Origin of the sequence: Tenacibaculum sp. SSH1-16 (assembly GCF_040104435.1) — a bacterium.
Taxonomy (GTDB): Bacteria; Bacteroidota; Bacteroidia; order Flavobacteriales; family Flavobacteriaceae; genus Polaribacter; species Polaribacter mesophilus.
Genome location: NZ_JBECOV010000012.1, coordinates 33,662 through 55,896, shown reverse-complemented (window position 1 = coordinate 55,896; position 22,235 = coordinate 33,662). Strand labels below are relative to the sequence as shown.

The following is a 22,235-nucleotide window of genomic DNA, read 5'->3' as shown; positions in this document are numbered from 1 at the left end:
TTTTAAACTTGTAAAACTCCTAAATTAAAAGGCTTTTCAATAGGAGCGTGGTTAGCAGCTTCTATCCCCATAGAAATCCATGTTCTGGTGTCTAGAGGGTTAATTACAGCATCAGTCCAAATTCTTGCAGCAGCATAGTAAGGAGATATTTGATTATCGTATCTCGATTTAATTTTATCAAATAATTCTGCTTCCTTTTCAGGAGTAATTTCTTCTCCTTTTTTCTTTAAAGCAGCTGTTTCAATTTGTAGTAATACTTTGGCAGCAGAGGCTCCACTCATCACAGCTAGTTCAGCACTTGGCCATGCAAAAATAAGACGAGGGTCATAGGCTTTACCACACATAGCGTAATTTCCTGCACCGTAAGAGTTACCAATAACTACCGTAAATTTAGGAACTACAGAGTTACTAACAGCGTTCACCATTTTGGCTCCGTCTTTAATAATTCCGCTATGTTCAGATTTACTTCCTACCATAAACCCAGTAACATCTTGTAAGAAAACTAACGGGATTTTTTTCTGGTTACAGTTGGCAATAAATCGAGTAGCTTTATCAGCTGAATCGTTATAAATTACCCCACCAAATTGCATTTCGCTAGGTTTGGTTTTTGCTCCTTTTGATTTTACAATTTTACGTTGGTTAGCAACGATACCTACTGCCCATCCATCAATACGAGCATATCCAGTAATAATGGTTTGGCCATAGCCTGCTTTGTATTCTTCAAATTCAGAATTATCAACCAAACGCTTGATGATTTCCATCATGTCGTATTGCTCATTACGAGCTTTTGGTAAAATTCCGAAAATATCATCTTCATTTTCTTTTGGAGGAAAAGCTTCTTTACGATTAAATCCAGCTTTGTCATAATCTCCAATTTTATCCATTAAGTTTTTAATGGTATCTAAAGCATCTTTATCATCTTTTGCTTTATAATCGGTAACCCCAGATACTTCACAATGTGTAGTTGCTCCACCTAATGTTTCATTATCAATAGTTTCACCAATAGCGGCCTTAACTAAATAACTACCCGCTAAGAAAATACTTCCTGTTTTGTCTACAATAAGTGCTTCATCACTCATAATAGGTAAGTAAGCACCACCAGCAACACAACTTCCCATAACGGCAGCAATTTGGGTAATTCCCATGCTACTCATTACCGCATTGTTTCTAAAAATTCTTCCGAAGTGTTCTTTATCAGGAAAAATTTCATCCTGCATTGGTAAATAAACCCCAGCAGAATCTACCAAATAAATAATAGGTAGTTTATTTTCAATTGCTATTTCTTGAGCTCTTAAATTTTTCTTTCCTGTAATTGGGAACCAAGCACCTGCTTTTACGGTAGCATCGTTAGCAACAACAATACATTGCTTACCGCTAACATATCCCATTTTTACAACCACACCACCTGAAGGACATCCACCATGTTCTTGATACATGTCTTCACCTGCAAAAGCAGCAATTTCGATAGACTTAGACTTATCGTCTAATAAATAATCAATACGTTCACGAGCTGTTAATTTTCCTTTCTCATGATGTTTGTCAATACGTTTTTGTCCACCGCCTAATTTAACTTTGGTTAAGCGTCTACGTAAATCTGATACTAAAAGTTTATTGTGGTCTTCGTTTTTGTTGAAGTTAAGATCCATGGTAAGTTATTTGTTTGCGTGTGCTAAAATAAGAAAAACAACGTACAAAACAAGGTGTTTAGGTGTACGATTGAATGATGTTTTCAACAGTATTTTCTATTTCTTTATTTCTAGATTGTTTTATTAAAATATAAGGTTCTGCCACCCGTTCATTACAGTTTTGTACTGCGCATGTTTCGCAAGTAACACCTACTGTTTTTTTAGTGAAAGTATCTTCATTAAAAAAATGAATTTTTCTTTTTAAGTGTGGAGAAAGCAACATACCTATGCTAACACTACGATTAATTTTTTCTTTAAAAGGATCGGCAGTAGCTGCAGAAAGAACTAAATACTCCTTTTGAGAATTTTCGTACGACGAAATTTGAATTCCGTAAGCAGATTTTTTTTCTTCTGAAATTTCTAAATCCTGAATTGTTTTAATGGCAATCCATCTTCTGCAATAATGTTCATTGTTACGATTGGCGTGAGGAGACTGTTGTTGTGTAATATGTAGTTCTTTAGAAAGTCTATGTGCCAGAGAACCTTCTTTATGAGTAAAACGTAAAAAGAATAGGTTTTTAATATTAAAGTGTCTTGGTAAAATGTTCGTTAAACGTTGATAAAACGTTTCGTCTGAACAATTATAACTTCTAATAATTTTGTGCAATTGTATAGGTTGCCAAGTTTTTAAAGAAAAAAGTTGTGTTAGTTTTTGAATTAAATCATCTTTCGGAATAATTAAAGCACCTGCAAAGTAAGAAGCTACAAAATTATTTAATACTTCATCAAAACTGTCAAATTTAATCCATGGAAATGTATATAACCTGTTTTCAATTTGTAAATAATTATAAGCTATTTCTTTAGCAAAAATGAATGTTCTCTGTGCTTCGTTTATATCGTTATATATAAGAAGTGTTTTGTTTTTTGGAATATAGATGTTTCTTAATTCAGATAATTTTTGATGTTTAGATAGTTCTTCGCTATCAATCGTATAACCGTATTCTTCAATTAAAATTTCTTCTAAGTCTTTTGAAGAAATAGGTTTGTTTGGATTTATTTGATAAGCCTTAATAAAATCTGTAACCTTTGTTTCAATATCCTCAAAATAGTTGTTGTGTGCTTCTTGGTACGAACGTAATGCAGCAAGAAAAAAGCTCTCTCTTGTTAAATTGTAGTTTTGAGAAATCTTAATAATGGTACTTATAAAAGCATTAACCTTTGCAGGAGCATTGGCAATGATGTCAATTAGATTATTTTCTTTAATACCAAATAGGTCAAGAGGAATCTCTTTTAAAATTTTCGATTGTAAAATTTCACCAATAGGGGCTAGGTTTTTATCTAATTTTAGAGATACCAAATGATCATAAGGTACTTCTAGCTTCTCAGAAAGAATAACAATTTTATCAGTTTTTGGATACTTTTTTCCTTTCTCAATTTCGTTTAAATACGATTTTGATAATCCTGTTAGTTTAGCTAATCCAAAGAGTGATAGATTTTTATCTGTACGTATTTGTTTCAGTTTTAACCCAAAAACTAATCTGATATATTCTTCTTCCAATGTGTTTTATTAAAATATTCGTAATTCAAAGGTATAAAAATTAGCGAATTAATAAAAATTTGTAATTTATATGTTTTTAGCGAACGTTCGCTTTTTTGTTTGAGTTCTTTTTTTTAATATTGAACTGTCAATCAATAAGTAAAAAATAAATAGATATGAATCAAGATGTTTTAGCAAAAGAAATTCAATGTGTAGGTTTTGATCAAACCGAGTATAAAAGTGTTTTGACCAATGAAGCCAAAGCATTTTTAATTCAACTTCAAGAAAAATTTAATCCTCAAAGACTTCAATTATTAGCTGAAAGAGAAATCGAACAAGCTTATTTTGATGCAGGAAACTACCCTTCTTTTCCTTTGGAAACGAAAGAGATAAGAGAGAGCGATTGGGTATGTGCTCCGTTACCTGAAGATTTGTTAGATAGGAGAGTAGAAATAACAGGGCCAGTAGAGCGTAAAATGATTATCAATGCTTTAAATTCTGGAGCAAAAACGTTTATGGCAGATTTTGAAGATAGTAATTCACCTACAATTCAAAATATTTTAGATGGTCAGGTAAACTTACGAGATGCAGTAAATAAAACAATTTCATTTTACAACACTGCAAAAGATAAAAGCTATGAGTTGAAAGACAAAGTAGCTACCTTGTTAGTAAGACCAAGAGGATTGCATTTAAATGAAAAACATTTGTTGATTGATGGTGTAGAAATGTCAGGTTCTTTGGTTGATTTTGGATTGTACTTTTTCCATAATATCAAAACCTTACGAGAGCAAGGAAGTGCAACCTATTTTTATTTACCTAAACTAGAGCACTACAAAGAAGCACGTTGGTGGAATGATGTTTTTGTATTTGCACAAGAGTATATGGAGGTACCACAAAAAACCATTAAAGCAACAGTATTAATAGAAACAATTACGGCAAGTTTTCAGTTGGATGAAATTATTTATGAGTTAAAAGATCATATGGCTGGCTTAAATTGTGGTCGTTGGGATTATATCTTTTCATACATTAAAAAGTTCAGAAATCATTCTGGTTTTATTGTGCCAAACCGTTCACAAGTAACCATGAGTAGCCCATTTATGAAGGCGTATTCGTTACGAGTTATTCAGTCGTGTCACAAACGAGGTGTACATGCTATGGGAGGGATGGCTGCACAAATTCCAGTAAAGAATAACGAAGCGTTAAATAAAGAAGCTTTTGCAAAGGTTAAGAAAGATAAGGAGCAAGAAGTTAGGAATGGTCATGACGGAACTTGGGTGGCGCATCCTGGTTTAGTAGCAATTGCAATGGACGTTTTTAATACAACAATGCCCAATGCGAATCAGATAGATAAAAAGCTAGAAGATCTAACAATTACAGAAAAAGATTTAGTAGAATTACCAGAAGGTACTATTACTGAGCAAGGAATACGAGAAAATATTAATGTTGGTATTTTGTATGTAGAGTCGTGGTTAATGGGACAAGGAGCAGCTGCCTTGTATAATTTAATGGAAGATGCAGCAACTGCTGAAATATCTCGAACACAAGTATGGCAATGGTTACATAAAAACGTAATGCTTGAAGATGGTAGAACGTTTACAGAGGGAATGTATGAGCAATTTAAAAAAGAAGAATTAAAAAAAATAAAAAGTTATGTAGGTGAAGACAGATACAATAACGGAAAGTTTGAGTTAGCTATTCAATTATTTGACGAGTTGATTTTAAACAAAGAATTTGTAGAGTTCTTAACCTTACCGGCATATAAATATTTATAGAGAAAAGCAATTTAAATTAAAGACTAAACTTGAAATATTTAAATCTCGATTATCGAGAAAAAAGCCCTCAAAAATGCGGCAACATTTAAGAGGGCAAGCTATCAATAAAAATTAATAACCTTATCAATTACAAAATTATGAAAAATTTAGCACACGCTAATTATAGTTCTGCTTTACAAACAGTGAAAGAATTAAAGAAAAAGTTTGGATCAACTTGGAATTCAGTTTCTCCAGAGAATGCTGCTAGAATGGTAGCGCAGAACCGCTTTAAAACAGGTTTAGATATCGCTAGATATACCGCTGCAATTATGAGAGAAGATATGGCGGCTTACGATGCAGATTCATCTAATTATACACAGTCATTGGGGTGCTGGCACGGATTTGTAGCACAACAAAAAATGATTGCAGTAAAAAAACATCACAAAACAACAAGTAAACGTTATTTATATCTTTCAGGATGGATGGTAGCTGCTTTGCGCTCAGAGTTTGGTCCATTACCAGATCAATCGATGCATGAAAAAACAGCAGTTCCTGCGTTAATTGAGGAGATTTATGATTTTCTACGTCAAGCAGATGCTATTGAATTAAACGATTTATTTAGAAGATTAGAAAACGGAGAAGATGTACAGAGTGAAATTGATAATTTTGAAACACATATAGTTCCAATTATTGCTGATATTGATGCTGGTTTTGGAAATGAAGAAGCTACGTATTTGTTAGCTAAAAAAATGATTCAGGCTGGTGCTTGTGCTATTCAGATAGAAAATCAAGTTTCAGATGCTAAACAATGTGGGCATCAAGATGGAAAAGTAACCGTGCCACACGAAGACTTTATAGCAAAATTAAATGCAATTCGATACGCCTTTTTAGAGTTAGGAGTAGAAGATGGAGTTATAGTAGCAAGAACCGATTCGGAAGGAGCAGGATTAACTCAAAAATTACCTGTAAGTCAAGAACCAGGAGATTTAGCTTCTCAATATTTAGCCTTTGTAGAAGCTGAAGAAATTACAATTGATGAAGCAAAAGAAGATGATGTATTACTAAAACGTGATGGAAAGCTAGTGCGTCCTGTACGTTTGGCTAATGGTTTGTATAAGTTTAGAGAAGGAACGAATATTGATAGGGTAGTGCTAGATTGTATTACAAGTTTGCAAAATGGAGCCGATTTGTTATGGATTGAAACACCTACACCACACGTTGGTCAAATAGCTAATATGGTAAATAGAGTGAGAGCAGTAATACCAAATGCGAAATTGGTATACAACAATTCACCATCGTTCAATTGGACGTTAAACTTCCGTAATCAAGTGTATGATGAAATGGTTGCAGAAGGAGAAAACATGACAGGGTACGACAGAAATAATTTAATGAATGCGGCTTATGATGGTACAGAATTGTGTCATAGAGCGGATGAGAAAATCCGTACTTTCCAAATAGATGGGGCAAGAGAAGCAGGTATTTTCCATCATTTAATCACCTTACCAACATACCATACAACAGCGCTACATATGAATGATTTAACAGAAGGTTATTTCGGAGAAGATGGAATGTTAGCGTATGTAAGAGGAGTGCAACGACAAGAAATTAGAAAAGGAGTTTCGTGTGTAAAGCATCAACGAATGGCTGGTTCTGATTTAGGAGACGACCATAAAACATTTTTTGCTGGAGATAAAGCGTTAAAAGCTAGTGGAGAAAAGAATACATCTAATCAATTTGAAGTAGGGGCAAAAGATAAAGGGATAGAAGAAGAAAGTGCAGTAGCAGTATAAAAAATCTTAGTTGTTTGTAAACTTCCTGTTATGTTTGGTTTGTTTCAATTGTTTGTTTGCATAGCAGGAATTTTACTTACTAATTTGATAGTATGAGTTTATAATTAGCAGTTGTAAATTTTATTTTGATGTAGTTAGCTCTCTTTTTAAAAGAGAGCTTTTTACTTTAATGAAAAAGCCTTTATAAGGGCTTTAATATTTTTGATTATCAATAGATTTAGTGATAGGAGTTATTACATCACCAGTGTGTTTGGTAGATTTTGTTTCGATAAGCATAATTAAACAATCTTCCGAAGAACTAACTCTGTGATTTACACCTTTAGGAACTACAAATAAATCACCTTTTTTCATCGTAAAACTAGGTTGATTTTCTATTTCCATTAAAAGACTTCCATCGATAATATAAAAAAGCTCATCTTCGTTTTCATGATTATGCCACGGAATATCTTCCCCTTTAATTTTGGCGAGTTTAACATATTCATTGTTAACTTCAGAAATTATTTTAGGAGAAAAGTAATTTTTCAATTTTTCAGCTTCCTGTAGGATGTTAATTGTTTGAGTAGTATCCATATCGTAAGTTATCAAGACTTTGTTTTTAATTCCATTTTAATATTACAACGTTCGTATGGGCAGTCTTCTTCCACAGGAATTTCTAAAAAGCCGAATTTTCTATAAATGTAAATAGCGTTTTCAAGTTTCGTGTTTGAGTATAAAACCAATTTATCAAACTGTTTGTCTTTTGCAAAATCAATACAATGTTGCATGAGTTGTTGTCCTATTTTGTAACCCCTGTGTTTTGGTGAAACAGCCATTTTTGTTAATTCATAAATATTAGGTTCACTCATAGGCATTAAAGCAACAGTACCTACAACTTCATTATTTAATTTAGCAAAGAAAATATGTCCTCCTTTGTCAATAATATATTTGTGAGGATTGCTTAAAACTTCCTCATCATAAGGTTCTACGTAGAAAAATGTTTGTAACCATTCAATATTCAGGTTATAAAAAGATGAGCTGTATTCTTCCTTAAACGTGGTAATTGCTATAGTATTTTGTGTTGTATTCATTTTTATGTGTTCTATAATAGCTTTGCTGAAAGACTTTTCATTAAACTTAGCCTCTAATTCATTTATAAGTTCAGTTAGTGATTCAGACTTTATATTAGTGTACTCTTTAATAGTGTGTTCAATGCTGTTCCATATAGGAGTTACATTTTCTATGAGTTGCTTTCCTTTGTTAGAAACAAAAACAACTTTTTTTCGCTTATCCAATTTGTCTTCTTTAAGGGAGATAAGTCCTTTTTTATGAAGCTTATTAATAGCTTGAGTAGTAGCAGGCTGCGATGTTTTTAAACTGTTGGTAATCTCAGTATTAGTAACACCATCTTTGTTTTTTATAATTTTAAAAGTAGGAAATAGGTAAGGGTCAAAATCAATATTAAACTCATCGTACACCAATTGTGTTTCGCGCATCATGTATTCGCTAGTCCTTTTTAATCTAGAACCTAATCCAATTTCTCCTAATCCTTTAAGTGCGTCCATTTTTAATAAATATAAGTACTTATATAAATACAAATATATGTGTTTTTTTGATTTGAATCACTTACATATTAATTTTAATAAGTGTCTAGGTGATATTTGCCATGGAAAATAATAAAATATTTTTATATATTTGTAAATAAATTTTAACAACAAACAAATGAAAAGAGATAAAATTATTTTTTATGTAGCTACAGGGTTATTAACATTATTAATGTTTTTTTCAGCTGGAATGTATTTTTTAAATCATGCAGAAGTAGCTAAAATGTTTACAGCATTTGGGTACCCAACATACATTATTTACCCATATGCAGTAGCTAAGCTGTTAGGTTTAATAGCTTTATGGTTTTTTAGAGGAAAGTTTTTAAATGAATGGGCGTATGCAGGTTTTTTCTTTGCATTTATTCTAGCTTTTTTTGCTCATTTTATGATTGGTGATGGAGAACAAACAGGAGCTGTAATAGCAATCGTACTATTAATAGTTTCGTATATTTATAGTAAAAAAATATAATGAGCAACAATCCAACAGCAACAGTTACTTTAACTGACCGAAATTACTTAGCAGAAGCAAAAATGAGAAATCATTTTGCTGTTATTGATGAGCCTTTAGACAAAGGAGGAGACGATAATGGACCAACTCCAGTAGAATATTTACTAACTGCAATTGGTGGATGTGTGTCTATTACTTTGAGAATGTATGCAGAGAGGAAAGGATGGGACTTAGGAAAAGTTACAGTAAATGTTAGCCAAAAAGAACAATTAACTCCAGAAGGAATTAAAAAATCATTAGTAGAAGAAATTTCATTCGAAAAAGAAGTTACAGAAGAGCAGCATACTAAACTATTAGAAATAGCAGGTAAATGCCCAGTAGCTAAAATGGTGAAAGGTGAAACAGAAATTGAGTCAAAAATAACAACATAGATGAAAAAAATAATCGCTTTCGCAGGTAGTAACAGCAAAAAATCAATAAACAAACAATTAGTAACATATGCTTCTAGCTTATTAGGTGGAATTGAAGTTTCAGTATTAGATTTAAACGATTATCCATTACCTATTTATGGAATAGATAAAGAAATAGAAGAAGGTGTACCAGAAAATGCCGCAATATTTCTAGAAAAAATTAAAGAAGCAGATGGAATAGCTGTATCGTTAGCAGAACATAATGGTAATTTTACGGTAGCTTTTAAGAATATTATAGACTGGATGTCGCGTATAGAACAAAAAATATGGCATAATAAACCAATGCTATTATTATCAACTTCTCCTGGAGGTAGAGGAGGGGCGTCGTCAATGGCAATAGCTAAAAATGGATTTCCTCATATGGGAGCAAATGTTATAGCAGATTTTTCTTTACCGAAATTTTATGATAACTTTAATGACGGAAGGATTGTAAATGAGGAGTTTAATGAAAAAATAAAAGAAGCAGTTACAACTTTCCAAAAAGCAGTATAAACATAAAATTTTAAGTTATGTCAGAAGCAAAGGAAATTGTAAAGAACTATAGTAATAATGATATTACTGTAGTTTGGAAGCCAAACAAATGTATCCATTCAAAAAAATGTTGGAAAGGCTTGATACAGGTTTTTAATCCACAAAATAGACCTTGGATTAAGATGGATGGAGCTACTACAGAAAGAATTAAAAAGCAAGTAGAGGAATGCCCATCAGGAGCTTTATCATACATTTCAAAAAGAGAAGGGAGTCAAGCAGCAGCTCATACAGAAACTAAGGTAGAAGCATTAGAAGATGGTCCTTTATTAATTTACGGAACTCTGCATGTAACTAATCCGGATGGTACAACAGAAAAGAAAAATAAAACAACTGCTTTTTGCAGGTGTGGGGCTTCTCATAACAAACCATATTGTGATGGTACACATGTAAAAGTTGAGTTTAAAGGATAATGATGAAAGTACAGCAAGAAGACAATGATAAAAAAGGAGAGTTCTATATTGAAGTTGAAGGGAATAGAGCTGCTTTAATGACGTATACTTGGGCAGGTAAGGATAAATTAATTATAGATCATACTGAAGTTGGTGATGATTTAAGAGGAGAAGGAGCAGGATATAAGTTAGTAGCAGCCTCAGTAGAGTTTGCTAGAAGTAAAAATATCAAAATACTTCCATTATGCCCATTTGCTAAATCAGTTTTTGATAAAAAGCCTGAATACTCAGACGTTTTAGCTTAAATAAAATTCCTTTTCAATATTTGTAAAGAATTTATATTCCTTGGTATATAAATGTGTGTTTTGTACTTTTGTACTCAAAATAAGGAGGTTAAAAATGAAGATAGTTTTATATGGTAGAAAAGGACATGCACATACAGTTGCATATAAAAATTTTTTAAAATCTGCAGAAGTACCATTTGAATATAAAGATGTTTCTGTTGATGATGAAGCAAAAGAACACACGAAAGAATTATATGAAGGTCAAGTTAAATATCCAACGCTATTTGTTGATGATGAAGTGTATCTAACACCATCATCAGATACTTTCAACAAATTAATGCAAGACTTAAAGTTAAAAGGATAATCTTATTTTAATAAAAAAGGCTAATAGCTAACAGCTAATTACCAAAGCAATGGGAGATATTTCAAAAGATATTAATTCAAAGTTTCCAAATAATAAAATTAAAGCGTTTATAAATATTAAATACACTGCTAACTGGATAAACAGTCAAGAAAATGAGTTTTTTAAGCAGTACAGTATTTCATCTCAACAATTTAATATTCTTCGTATTTTAAGAGGAGCAAAAGAAGCGATAAAAGTTCAAACAATAAAAGATAGAATGATTGAACGAGCTCCAAATGCTACGAGATTAATGGATAAATTATACGAGAAGAATTTAATAGATCGTGAAAGATGTAAGCATGATAGAAGAGTAGTTTATATAAGTATTACGCAACAAGGAAAAAAGTTATTAAAAGCAATAGATGATAAGTTACATTTAGATTTTATTGAAAATTTAACGGAAGAAGAAGCTACACAACTTAGTGGTTTACTAGATAAAATTAGACAATAGATTTTGTGTTTATAGTTAATAAAAGGGAAATATAGATTAAAAATTACGCCTTTTAAGAAATAGAAATTACATGAGTGTATAAAAAGTTATTATCCTTTTAAAAATAAGAGGATTATCTTGTATTATAAGTAGTCTTTTACCTAGGTATTCCTAAATAATGCTTAGATATATTTGAGTTGATTAATTAACCCAAACTCAATTTTATGAAGACTTTAAAAACCCTAATGTTTGTAAGTATCTTTTTTATGGTATTTACATCATGTCAAAATGAAGAAACTGTATTATTAGACGAAACTCAAACAGAAACTTTAGATACTAAAGCTGCAAAATCAGCAGAAGACTTAAAGCTAGATTATCATGAAGATTACGGAGTAGTTAGAGCAGATGAATACCCAATGAACCCAAATGGGCTAGAAAAACCTACTTTAGATTTATTTTTAGAAAGAGGAAACCTTAAAAAAGAAGATTTAAAAAGTTACCGTATCGTAAAAGATGAATTTTCAGGTGTTGGTTTGGCAGAGCACAGAATGAAAGATGGTAATGTAATACAAGTACCTCATGAGTATCAAAGACAACCAATTTACAGGTTTGAAGCCGAATTAAATGATGGAACCAAAGTTAGGATTATTATAATCATTATATGTTCAAATGGTTTAATCATAATATTTTGGTGGTAAAAATACCCTAAAAGTATAAAAAGACCCTATACATTGTATAGGGTCTTTTTATATAAAAAAAATATAATAAAAAATATGTATCTTGCAATTTGTTATGCATGCATAATATTTTATAAAAATTCAACAATGAAATACAAACATATTTTTGAGCCGTTAGATTTAGGTTTCACTACTTTAAAAAATCGAGTGTTAATGGGATCTATGCATACTGGTTTAGAAGAAGAAAAAAATGGAATTAAACGCATTGCTTCTTACTATGCAGAGCGTGCACGTGGTGGGGTAGGTTTGATTGTTACAGGAGGAATTGCACCGAATATTCAAGGATGGACAGCACCTTTTTCTGCCCGTATGAGTACAAAAAAGCATGCCCGTGAACACAAAGTAATTACAGAAGCAGTTCATAAAGAGGGCGGTAAAATATGTATGCAAATTTTACACTCAGGACGTTATGGATACCACCCATTTAATGTGGCACCTTCAAAAATCAAATCACCAATAACGCCTTTCAAACCATTTGCATTAAAGCAATCGGGAATACGAAGAACAGTAAAAGACTTTGTAAACTGTGCTAAATTATCACAAGAAGCAGGATATGATGGTGTAGAAATCATGGGGTCTGAAGGATATTTAATTAATCAGTTTATAGTAACGAGAACTAATAAAAGAACCGACGATTATGGAGGTAAGTATGAAAATAGAATTCGTTTAGCAGTAGAATTGGTTCGTAAAATTAGAGAAGCTGTTGGAGAGAACTTTATCATTATCTATCGTTTATCGATGCTAGATTTGGTAGAACAAGGAAGTTCTTGGGAAGAAGTAGTACAGTTAGGAAAAGAAATAGAAAAAGCTGGGGCTACTATTATCAATACAGGTATTGGATGGCATGAAGCACGAATTCCTACTATTGCAACCTCAGTACCTAGAGCTGCGTTTACTTGGGTAACCAAAAAAATGAAAGAAGAACTATCTATTCCATTAGTTACTTCTAACCGAATAAATATGCCAGATACTGCTGAAAAAGTTTTGGCAGAAGGACATGCAGATATGATTTCAATGGCACGCCCATTTTTAGCAGATCCAGAATGGGTAAACAAAGCTAAAGAAGAAAGAATAGATGAAATAAATACTTGTATAGCTTGTAATCAAGCTTGTTTAGACCATGCATTTCAAAAGAAAGTAGCAAGTTGCTTGGTAAACCCAAGAGCATGTCACGAAACAGAACTTAACTATAATCTAACTTCAAAAAAGAAAAAAATAGCAATTGTAGGAGCAGGACCAGCTGGTTTAGCAGCTTCAACAGTAGCAGCTCAAAGAGGGCACGATGTAACCTTATTTGATGCCGATAAAGAAACAGGAGGTCAGTTTAATATAGCAAAACAAATTCCAGGAAAAGAAGAGTTTTATGAAACCATTCGTTATTTTAATAAGCAATTAGAATTGCATAAGGTAAATGTAAAGTTAAACACAAGGGTTACTGCTGAAGATTTATACAATGGTAATTTTGATGAGGTTGTTTTAGCAACTGGAATTACACCGAGAACCCCAAGAATAGAAGGGGTTGATCATGAAAAAGTATTGAGTTATATTGATGTTGTGAAATTAAAGAAACCTGTAGGTAAACGTGTTGCGGTTATTGGAGCGGGAGGAATTGGTTTTGACGTTTCAGAATATTTAGCTCATGAAGGAGAGAGTACTTCTCAAAATATAGATGCTTGGTTAAAGGAATGGGGTATTGATAAAACATTAAAATCACGTGCAGGAATAGAAGGTGTTACTCCTGAAGTTCATCCTTCACCAAGAGAAATATATATGTTTAAACGTAGTTCAGGAAAGTTTGGAGGAAATTTAGGAAAAACTACAGGATGGATTCATCGTTCAGTATTAAAAAGAAAAAAAGTACAATTTATAAATGAAGTACAGTATACAAAAATAGATGATGAAGGTTTACACTATGTTCAAAATGAAGAACAAAAAGTATTACCAGTTGATAATGTGATTATTTGTGCAGGTCAAGTTCCATTTAAAGAATTGTTAGAGCCATTAGAAGCCAAAGGAATGAAAGTACATGTAATTGGAGGAGCTGATGTTGCGGCAGAATTAGATGCAAAGAGAGCCATAAACCAAGGAAGTAGGTTAGCTGCTGAACTCTAGTATGTATATAAATTTAAAATCACTAAAAAGTCTTGCATTGGTAAGACTTTTTTTATGCGCAAAACTACAGTGAATAAGTCTAAATAATTACCGATATTTGTAGCTCACATTTTATTGAAAAAAGTAAATTATGGCAATGAACAAAAACACTGTCCTAGGTTGGGCAACGCTTATAATGGTATTAATGGGGGTTTTACTTATTGGATTAGCAGTATTTAAATATGATGAAATAGCAGGGTATGGATTTGGAGCTGTTGGTTTAGGTTTTTTTGCAAATGCATGGGTGTTTAATGCCCTAAAAGGAAGAGTTTAATTAAAGAAAATATAGAGAAATGAGCGACGATAAAAAAGTCATTTTTTCAATGAATAAGGTCTCTAAGACCTACCAAAGTACAGGAAAACAGGTTCTTAAAGATATCTATTTAAGTTTCTTTTATGGAGCTAAAATTGGTATTTTAGGTTTAAACGGTTCAGGTAAGTCTACTTTGTTAAAAATTATAGCAGGAGTAGAAAAAAACTACCAAGGAGATGTTACGTTCTCTCCAGGTTATAAAGTAGGATATTTAGAACAAGAACCTCAGTTAGACGAAGATAAAACCGTTTTAGAAGTTGTTAAAGAAGGAGTAGCAGAAACAGTTGCTATTTTAGATGAATACAATAAAATAAACGATATGTTTGGTTTAGAAGAAGTATATTCTGATGCAGATAAGATGCAAAAGTTAATGGATCGTCAAGCTGAACTACAAGATAAGATTGATGCTTCTAATGCATGGGAATTAGATACTAAGTTAGAAATAGCGATGGATGCTTTGCGTACGCCAGAAGGAGATAAGAAAATCGGAGTATTATCTGGAGGAGAGCGTCGTCGTGTTGCTTTATGTCGTTTATTATTACAAGAACCAGAAATTTTATTACTAGATGAGCCTACCAACCACTTAGATGCAGAATCTGTACATTGGTTAGAGCATCATTTAGCACAATATAAAGGAACGGTAATTGCAGTAACACACGATCGTTATTTCTTAGATAACGTTGCAGGTTGGATTTTAGAATTGGATAGAGGTGAAGGTATTCCATGGAAAGGAAACTATTCATCTTGGTTAGACCAAAAATCTAAACGTTTAGCTCAAGAAAGTAAAACAGCCTCTAAGCGTCAAAAAACTTTAGAACGAGAGTTAGAATGGGTACGTCAAGGAGCAAAAGGTCGTCAAACAAAGCAAAAAGCACGTTTGAAGAACTACGAAAAGTTAATGAGTCAAGATCAGAAGCAGACGGAAGAAAAATTAGAAATATACATTCCTAATGGTCCTCGTTTAGGAACGAACGTAATAGAAGCTACAGGTGTTTCTAAAGCTTATGGAGACAAATTATTATACGAAAATTTAGAGTTCAACCTACCACAAGCCGGAATTGTAGGAATTATTGGTCCGAACGGAGCTGGTAAAACCACTATTTTCAGAATGATCATGGGAGAAGAAACTCCTGATGCGGGAAGCTTTAAAGTAGGGGAGACAGCTAAAATAGCTTATGTAGATCAGTCACATTCTAATATTGATCCAGAAAAATCTATTTGGGAGAACTTCTCTGAAGGTCAAGATTTAGTGATGATGGGAGGTAAACAAGTAAATTCAAGAGCTTATTTAAGTCGTTTTAACTTCTCGGGAAGTGAGCAAAATAAAAAGGTAGCAACCTTATCAGGAGGAGAGCGTAACCGTTTGCATTTAGCAATGACGTTAAAGGAAGAAGGTAACGTATTGTTATTAGATGAGCCAACAAACGATTTAGATGTAAATACTTTACGAGCTTTAGAAGAAGGTTTAGAAAATTTTGCAGGATGTGCTGTGGTAATTTCGCACGATAGATGGTTTTTAGATCGTATTTGTACACATATCTTAGCTTTCGAAGGAGATAGTCAAGTGTATTTCTTTGAAGGTTCTTTCTCTGATTATGAAGAGAACAAGAAGAAGCGTTTAGGAGGAGATTTAATGCCTAAGCGAATTAAATATAAGAAGTTAATCAGGTAAATAAAACATTTATAAAATAAAACTCGAAGCTATTAACTTCGAGTTTTTCTTTTTCAATAACAATCATCCCCTCAAATTGCAAAACTGTTTTAGTAGATAGTTTTCCATAGTAGTAGTTATTATGTTAATGTTTTGTTAGTAACAACTATTATGCCGAAATGAAAAATATTCAATAAAAATAGAATTAAATATTTTTTTTAAATGTTTCAGAGGGTTTTAAATGTAAAAAAAATAAATAATTAACTAAGTTTAACAAAATTTAAAATTTGCTGTGATAAAAAAAACAATAAAAATAATTGTAATAATAGTAGTCCTATTTTCGGTCTTAATTTTGAGTCTGAACTATATAGCAGCAGGTAAAATTGAAAAAAAACTGACAGAAACCTTAGTTAAAAAACATATTAATTATACAGGAAAAGTAAAAGCTAATGTATTATTAGGTAATATTAGTATTGATGATTTTTTTTTAGAAAAAGATAGTATACATCTTAAAATAAATAACTTAAGTGTAAAAGGAGTTTCTTATTATGCTTACTTTATTAAAGATAAACTATCAATCGATAAAATAGTCTTAAATAGTTCTATTATAAAAGGAAAAATACCTAAAGATATATTTAATGCTAAGGAAAAAGATACTATACATAAAAAAAAGAGAATGCCAATAACTATTGATGAGTTAGAAATTAAAAATTCAACTTTAGCTATTATAAATGATAAAAATTACCCTATTACTATAGATAACTATAGGTTAAAACTTACAAAATTAGAATACTCAAAAGATTTAAAAACGACAATTCCTTTTCTATATGAAAAAATTTCATTGAAGCTTAATGCTTTTGATGCACAGGGTTCAGAAATTCAATCTTATAGCATAGCTAATCTTAAATTGGAGGATAATTTTCTTAAACTTGATAGTGTGAAAATTACTCCTCTTAAACCTAGAAAGAACTACATATATCATGTTCCTTATGAAAAGGATATATTAGATTTATTTATTAAAAAAATAGAAGTACCTAAAATAAAATTAACAAATAAAAAAAAGTTACTTTTTACTATTGACAAAATATTAATAAGTGATGGAGACTTTGGTGTGTACTTAGATGCAACAGTTCTTAATCATAGAAACAAAAGAAAAGACTTATATAGTAAGAGTCTAAGAGAACTACCAATTAATTTTGTAATTGATAGTATTAAAATAAAGGAAACTAAAATTACTTATGAAGAGCTAACTAATAAGGAAAGAAAAGCAGGATTGGTAAGTTTTGAAAACATTGATGCAATTGTAACTAACTTGACAAATGTTAAAATAAAAGATAGCATTCCAACTACAATTATTAAGATTAAAAGTGACTTTATGGGAACATCTCCTTTATCAATTGATTGGAGATTCAATATAGCAGATGTTAATGATGCTTTTACAATTAAAGGAAAACTTTATGAAGTAAGTTCAAAAAATATAAACTCATTTATAGAGCCTGCACTAAATATAAAGTGCGAAGGTAAAATAGATAAGTTGTTTTTTAATTTTTATGGTAATGATAATTTTTCTAATGGAGATTTTGCTATAGCATTTAAAAACCTTGAGTTGAAAATGCTCAATAAGCAAAAAGGAGTAAAAAAAGTAGTTTCTTGGTTAGCTAATTTATTTGTGAAAAATTCTTCAAAAAATAAATTAGAAAAGGTAGAAATAAAAAACTTTGAAAGAGATCAAACCCGTTCTTTTTGGAACTTTTTGTGGAAGAATGTAGAAGAGGGATTAAGAAAATCTTTGATATAAACTTTTTTATAGCCTTAAAAGGTTTTTATCAGCATTTCTAATGAATTGGTGGTATAGTTAGGTCAGGTAAGATATATTAGAAAAATAAAATGCAAAAAATATTAAATAATAATTTCTTTAAATAAAAGTGTCATCAAGCTACTATAAGTAGAGCTGTTATGTAAACCTCACCTTATTATGGTGAGGTTTATAAATTCTTTAATATATTCTGATCACACGCTTTAAAGTATAAATTATATCTTAGGAGATGATTATGTTATTGACCACATATTTCATAAAAACCATTAACACAACAAAAATCAACATCAGGAAGGCAGTCAGAAGGAAATTGAGATCCAATAGAGCAACGATCTCCTAAAGAACATTCTTCCATATTATTTCCCCCGGCAATTAATTTTTGTTCATGTTTTTTTAAAACAGAACCTAATTTTAAAACATTTCTTAACATAAGTGTAAATTTTTATAATTTATAACAAAGTTAGATAATAGAGGTTAAGGAACTTAATTAAAAACCGTAATAATAGTAAGGAAATTACGTACTTTTTAACTATGAAAAGCAGCGTTATGAACTAGCTTTCCACCACAACTCTTACATTGACCTGAATTATCTGAACCAATAGTACAACCGTTAGAACAAGTATAATGATATTGTCCTGCTGCATTTGGACCAGAAGTGGGGGGCGTTACAGGTGTTGATATTGGTGAGTTCGAAGTTTTGTTTTGGGTATTATGAAAGCCTTGGTTATGAGCAAGAGGAGTTTTACAAACAGGGCAAGAGGTGCCTTGAACACTTGAAGTTCCTCCTTTACATTTGTTAGGGCATATATAATGTGCACCTCCAATAACATTAGTAGAAATATTTCTAGTATTTGGAAGTTTTGGTATAGGACGTTCGTTTAAGGGAACCGTTAATGGGTTTAAAGGAGTTTTTTTTTCTTCTGTTTTACAAGAATAAAAACAGCATAATAAAACGAATATTGGGAGTATTTTTTTCATATTCAAATATAAAAAAACCTCGCCAAAAATGACGAGGTTATAGTTATATAAAGTTTGAGAATTTTATAAGTGGATTACTTCATCATAAGCGTCAGCAACAGCTTCCATAACCGCTTCACTCATTGTTGGATGAGGGTGGATTGCTTTTAATACTTCATGACCAGTAGTTTCTAATTTACGACCTAAAACAGCTTCAGCAATCATATCGGTAACACCAGCACCAATCATATGGCATCCTAACCATTCACCGTACTTAGCATCAAAAATAACTTTTACAAATCCGTCAGGAGTTCCAGCAGCTTTAGCCTTACCAGATGCAGAGAAAGGGAATTTACCAATCTTTAATTCGTAACCTTTTTCCTTTGCTTGCTCTTCAGTTAAACCAACAGAAGCAATCTCAGGAGTAGCATAGGTACAACCAGGAATGTTTCCATAGTCAATAGCTTCAGTATGTAAACCAGCAATCTTTTCAACACAAGTAATTCCTTCTGCTGAAGCAACGTGTGCTAATGCCGGACCAGGAGTTACATCTCCAATCGCATAGTATCCTGGAATGTTCGTTTGGTACCAGTCGTTTACTAAGATTTTATCTCTATCAGTAATAATTCCAACATCTTCTAAACCGATGTTTTCAATATTTGTTTTAATTCCAACAGCAGATAAAACGATATCAGCTTCTAAAACTTCTTCTCCTTTTTTAGTTTTTACAGTTGCTTTTACTCCGTCACCAGACGTATCAACAGACTCTACAGAAGAACTTGTCATTACTTTAATTCCCGCTTTTTTGAAAGAACGCTCCATTTGTTTAGAAACATCTTTATCTTCAACAGGAACAATTGTTGGCATAAATTCAACAACAGTTACATCAGTTCCCATTGAGTTATAGAAATGAGCAAACTCAACTCCAATAGCACCTGAACCTACAACGATCATCGATTTAGGTTGTGTTGGTAAGCTCATAGCTTCACGGTAACCGATTACTTTTTTACCATCTTGAGGTAAACTTGGTAACTCACGAGAACGAGCTCCAGTAGCTATAATAATATGATCTGCAGAATATTCAGTTACTTTACCATCTTTATCGGTAACATCTACTTTTTTTCCAGTTTTCACTTTACCAAATCCGTCGATGATATCAATTTTGTTTTTCTTCATTAAGAACTGAACACCTTTGCTCATTCCTTCAGCAACACCACGACTACGTTTAATAACAGCTTCGAAATCTTTATCGATAGCTTCTGCTTTTAAACCATACTCATCAACATGTTTTAAATAATCATATACTTGTGCAGATTTTAATAATGCTTTGGTAGGAATACATCCCCAGTTTAAGCAAATTCCACCTAAGTTTTCCTTTTCAACTACAGCGGTTTTAAACCCTAATTGAGATGCTCTAATTGCAGTTACATAACCTCCAGGACCACTTCCAATTATTAGTACGTCGTATTTCATGTTGTTTACTTTTTACTTGTTGTTTGTTAATTTATTACATTCTTTCAGGAACTTGAATTCCTAATAATTTGAATGCAGATTTTATAGTATCAGCTACTTTTTTAGATAACTGAACTCTAAATATTTTCTTATCTTGATTTTCTTCTCCTAAAATAGATACGTTTTGATAGAATGAGTTGAACTCTTTTACCAAATCGTAGGTGTAATTGGCAATCACAGCAGGAGAATAGTTACTCGCTGCTTGCTGAATTACTTCAGGGTACAATTCTAATTGCTTAATTAATTCTTTTTCTTTCTCGTGTAATTCTACAGATACAGATGAAGAATAATCGAAGTCAGCTTTACGTAAGATAGATTGAATTCTTGCATACGTATATTGTACAAACGGACCTGTATTTCCTTGGAAGTCTACCGATGCTTGCGGGTCAAACAAAATTCTCTTTTTAGGGTCTACCTTTAAAATGAAATATTTTAAAGCACCTAATCCGATAATTTTATATAATTCCTCTTTCTCTTCGTTTGAATACCCTTCTAGTTTTCCTAATTCTTGTGAAATCTCACGAGCAGTGTTCGTCATTTCATTCATTAAATCATCGGCATCAACTACAGTACCCTCACGAGATTTCATTTTTCCTGAAGGTAAATCAACCATTCCATAACTTAAATGGAACAATTGTTTCGCCCAAGAGTATCCTAGTTTCTGTAAGATTAAGAATAACACTTTAAAGTGGTAATCTTGTTCATTACCTACGGTATATACCATTCCGTTTACATCAGGAAAGTCTTTAGAGCGTTGAATAGCAGTACCGATATCTTGTGTCATATACACGGCAGTTCCGTCTGAACGTAATACTAGCTTTTCGTCTAGTCCTTCGTCAGTTAAATCACACCAAACAGAACCGTCTTCTTTTTTGAAGAAAACTCCATTTTGTAAACCTTCCTCAATAATATCTTTTCCTAATAAATAGGTGTTACTTTCATAGTATAATTTATCAAAGTTAACTCCGATGTTTTCATAAGTAACGTCGAAACCTTTGTATACCCATCCGTTCATCATTTCCCAAAGAGCAACAACTTCCTTATCACCAGCTTCCCACTTACGTAACATTTCTTGTGCTTCAACAAATAAAGGAGCTTGTTTTTTAGCATCGTCTTCAGGAACACCAGAAGCGACTAGGTTGCTAATTTCTTTTTTATATTCTTGATCGAATTTTACGTAGTAATTTCCAACCAGTTTATCGCCTTTTAATCCAGTTGATTCAGGAGTTTGACCTTCTCCAAATTTTTTCCAAGCCAACATTGACTTACAAATATGAATACCACGATCGTTGATAATTTGTGTTTTGTAAACCTTATGTCCCGCAGCTTTTAAAATCTCAGCAACAGAATATCCTAACAATACATTACGAACATGTCCTAAGTGTAAAGGTTTGTTAGTGTTAGGAGAAGAATATTCCACCATACGTGCATCTGTTTTGTCTTCTTTTACAAAGCCATAAGTTGCATCAGTAGCTATTTGATTAAAAAAGTTTACGTAGAAAGAATCATCAACCACTAAGTTTAAAAAACCTTTTACGACATTGTAGCTAGTAATTTCGTTGATGTTCTCGACTAAATATTTTCCTAAATCTTCACCAATTTGAACAGGATTTCCTTTTTTGTACCGTAGTAATGGGAAGACAACTACTGTAATGTCACCTTCAAAATCTTTACGGGTTGCTTGAAATTCTACACTAGGAATTTCTACATCATACAAGGCTAAAAATCCTTCTTTTACTTTCGTTTCTATTAACGATTGAATATTCATTGGTTCTTTTTAATTGTCGCACAAAATTAGTGTTTTTAATTTTTTCTTCCCACGATTTGCCTTATGATTTTTTAAGACAGAATAATGTATGA

The 22,235-nt window shown here is 32.0% G+C and carries 22 protein-coding genes; 14 read left to right on the top strand and 8 right to left on the bottom strand.

All coding sequences use genetic code 11. The features are described from left to right. Positions 1-2 precede the first annotated feature (2 nt). Complete coding sequence (locus ABMY20_RS13290) at positions 3-1,646, bottom strand: carboxyl transferase domain-containing protein (RefSeq protein ID WP_253679957.1); 1,644 nt, start codon at positions 1,644-1,646, stop codon at positions 3-5. Positions 1,647-1,704: 58 nt separating this feature from the next. Continuing rightward, positions 1,705-3,183 carry a helix-turn-helix transcriptional regulator gene (locus ABMY20_RS13285; RefSeq protein ID WP_167713590.1) on the bottom strand — a complete coding sequence of 493 codons (1,479 nt, stop codon included), beginning with the start codon at positions 3,181-3,183 and terminating at the stop codon, positions 1,705-1,707. 155 nt (positions 3,184-3,338) lie between these two features. Between ABMY20_RS13285 and aceB the strand changes: the two genes are divergently transcribed. Next, positions 3,339-4,934, top strand: a complete 1,596-nt coding sequence (gene aceB / locus ABMY20_RS13280; RefSeq protein WP_349265534.1) for a malate synthase A — start codon at positions 3,339-3,341, stop codon at positions 4,932-4,934. 137 nt (positions 4,935-5,071) lie between these two features. Continuing rightward, the gene (locus ABMY20_RS13275; protein ID WP_159614786.1) at positions 5,072-6,703 is read left to right on the top strand and encodes an isocitrate lyase; all 1,632 of its coding nucleotides are present in this window, start codon (positions 5,072-5,074) and stop codon (positions 6,701-6,703) included. A 192-nt stretch (positions 6,704-6,895) separates the two neighbouring features. Here ABMY20_RS13275 and ABMY20_RS13270 read toward each other — a convergent pair whose 3' ends face one another. Further along, positions 6,896-7,288, bottom strand: a complete 393-nt coding sequence (locus ABMY20_RS13270) for a cupin domain-containing protein (protein ID WP_253679959.1) — start codon at positions 7,286-7,288, stop codon at positions 6,896-6,898. After that, positions 7,285-8,244 (bottom strand): helix-turn-helix domain-containing GNAT family N-acetyltransferase, encoded by a 960-nt coding sequence (locus ABMY20_RS13265; protein ID WP_349265533.1) that lies wholly within the window; start codon positions 8,242-8,244, stop codon positions 7,285-7,287. The genes ABMY20_RS13270 and ABMY20_RS13265 overlap by 4 nt, the downstream gene beginning before the upstream one ends. Before the next feature lie 157 nt (positions 8,245-8,401). Here ABMY20_RS13265 and ABMY20_RS13260 point away from each other — a divergent pair, with 157 nt between their 5' ends. From ABMY20_RS13260 to ABMY20_RS13205, 12 genes are all read left to right on the top strand, one after another. Beyond that, a complete protein-coding gene (locus ABMY20_RS13260) occupies positions 8,402-8,752 on the top strand; it encodes a DoxX family protein (protein ID WP_349265532.1) in 351 nt (116 codons plus the stop codon). Further along, the gene (locus ABMY20_RS13255; protein WP_047789102.1) at positions 8,752-9,162 is read left to right on the top strand and encodes an OsmC family protein; all 411 of its coding nucleotides are present in this window, start codon (positions 8,752-8,754) and stop codon (positions 9,160-9,162) included. Before ABMY20_RS13260 ends, ABMY20_RS13255 begins: the two co-directional genes overlap by 1 nt. Further along, positions 9,163-9,693, top strand: coding sequence for an NAD(P)H-dependent oxidoreductase (locus tag ABMY20_RS13250; RefSeq protein WP_047789101.1), 531 nt, complete (start codon positions 9,163-9,165; stop codon positions 9,691-9,693). A gap of 17 nt (positions 9,694-9,710) precedes the next feature. Continuing rightward, a complete protein-coding gene (locus ABMY20_RS13245) occupies positions 9,711-10,142 on the top strand; it encodes a (4Fe-4S)-binding protein (RefSeq protein ID WP_253057332.1) in 432 nt (143 codons plus the stop codon). Further along, positions 10,142-10,426 carry a GNAT family N-acetyltransferase gene (locus ABMY20_RS13240; protein WP_349265531.1) on the top strand — a complete coding sequence of 95 codons (285 nt, stop codon included), beginning with the start codon at positions 10,142-10,144 and terminating at the stop codon, positions 10,424-10,426. Before ABMY20_RS13245 ends, ABMY20_RS13240 begins: the two co-directional genes overlap by 1 nt. Positions 10,427-10,520: 94 nt before the next feature. After that, positions 10,521-10,769: a glutaredoxin domain-containing protein gene (locus ABMY20_RS13235; RefSeq protein WP_047789098.1), complete on the top strand. Its 249-nt coding sequence runs from the start codon at positions 10,521-10,523 to the stop codon at positions 10,767-10,769. A gap of 49 nt (positions 10,770-10,818) precedes the next feature. After that, on the top strand, positions 10,819-11,259 hold the full coding sequence (locus tag ABMY20_RS13230) for a MarR family transcriptional regulator (RefSeq protein ID WP_082118638.1): 441 nt from the start codon (positions 10,819-10,821) through the stop codon (positions 11,257-11,259). Positions 11,260-11,462: 203 nt separating this feature from the next. After that, positions 11,463-11,936 (top strand): hypothetical protein, encoded by a 474-nt coding sequence (locus tag ABMY20_RS13225; protein ID WP_173361007.1) that lies wholly within the window; start codon positions 11,463-11,465, stop codon positions 11,934-11,936. Positions 11,937-12,062: 126 nt separating this feature from the next. Continuing rightward, the gene (locus tag ABMY20_RS13220; protein WP_047789095.1) at positions 12,063-14,087 is read left to right on the top strand and encodes an NADPH-dependent 2,4-dienoyl-CoA reductase; all 2,025 of its coding nucleotides are present in this window, start codon (positions 12,063-12,065) and stop codon (positions 14,085-14,087) included. Between the two features lie 136 nt (positions 14,088-14,223). Next, complete coding sequence (locus tag ABMY20_RS13215; protein ID WP_239180883.1) at positions 14,224-14,400, top strand: CAL67264 family membrane protein; 177 nt, start codon at positions 14,224-14,226, stop codon at positions 14,398-14,400. A 19-nt stretch (positions 14,401-14,419) separates the two neighbouring features. Continuing rightward, positions 14,420-16,111, top strand: a complete 1,692-nt coding sequence (gene ettA / locus ABMY20_RS13210) for an energy-dependent translational throttle protein EttA (RefSeq protein WP_047789093.1) — start codon at positions 14,420-14,422, stop codon at positions 16,109-16,111. 331 nt (positions 16,112-16,442) lie between these two features. After that, complete coding sequence (locus tag ABMY20_RS13205; RefSeq protein WP_349265530.1) at positions 16,443-17,888, top strand: hypothetical protein; 1,446 nt, start codon at positions 16,443-16,445, stop codon at positions 17,886-17,888. 256 nt (positions 17,889-18,144) lie between these two features. Here ABMY20_RS13205 and ABMY20_RS13200 read toward each other — a convergent pair whose 3' ends face one another. The 4 genes from ABMY20_RS13200 to argS form a co-directional block, all read right to left on the bottom strand. After that, on the bottom strand, positions 18,145-18,336 hold the full coding sequence (locus ABMY20_RS13200) for a hypothetical protein (protein ID WP_349265529.1): 192 nt from the start codon (positions 18,334-18,336) through the stop codon (positions 18,145-18,147). A gap of 95 nt (positions 18,337-18,431) precedes the next feature. Continuing rightward, positions 18,432-18,884 carry a hypothetical protein gene (locus tag ABMY20_RS13195; RefSeq protein WP_047789091.1) on the bottom strand — a complete coding sequence of 151 codons (453 nt, stop codon included), beginning with the start codon at positions 18,882-18,884 and terminating at the stop codon, positions 18,432-18,434. Between the two features lie 63 nt (positions 18,885-18,947). Further along, a complete protein-coding gene (gene lpdA / locus ABMY20_RS13190) occupies positions 18,948-20,336 on the bottom strand; it encodes a dihydrolipoyl dehydrogenase (protein WP_159614808.1) in 1,389 nt (462 codons plus the stop codon). Positions 20,337-20,370: 34 nt separating this feature from the next. Then, positions 20,371-22,143, bottom strand: a complete 1,773-nt coding sequence (argS, locus tag ABMY20_RS13185; protein WP_349265528.1) for an arginine--tRNA ligase — start codon at positions 22,141-22,143, stop codon at positions 20,371-20,373. Positions 22,144-22,235: the final 92 nt, after the last annotated feature.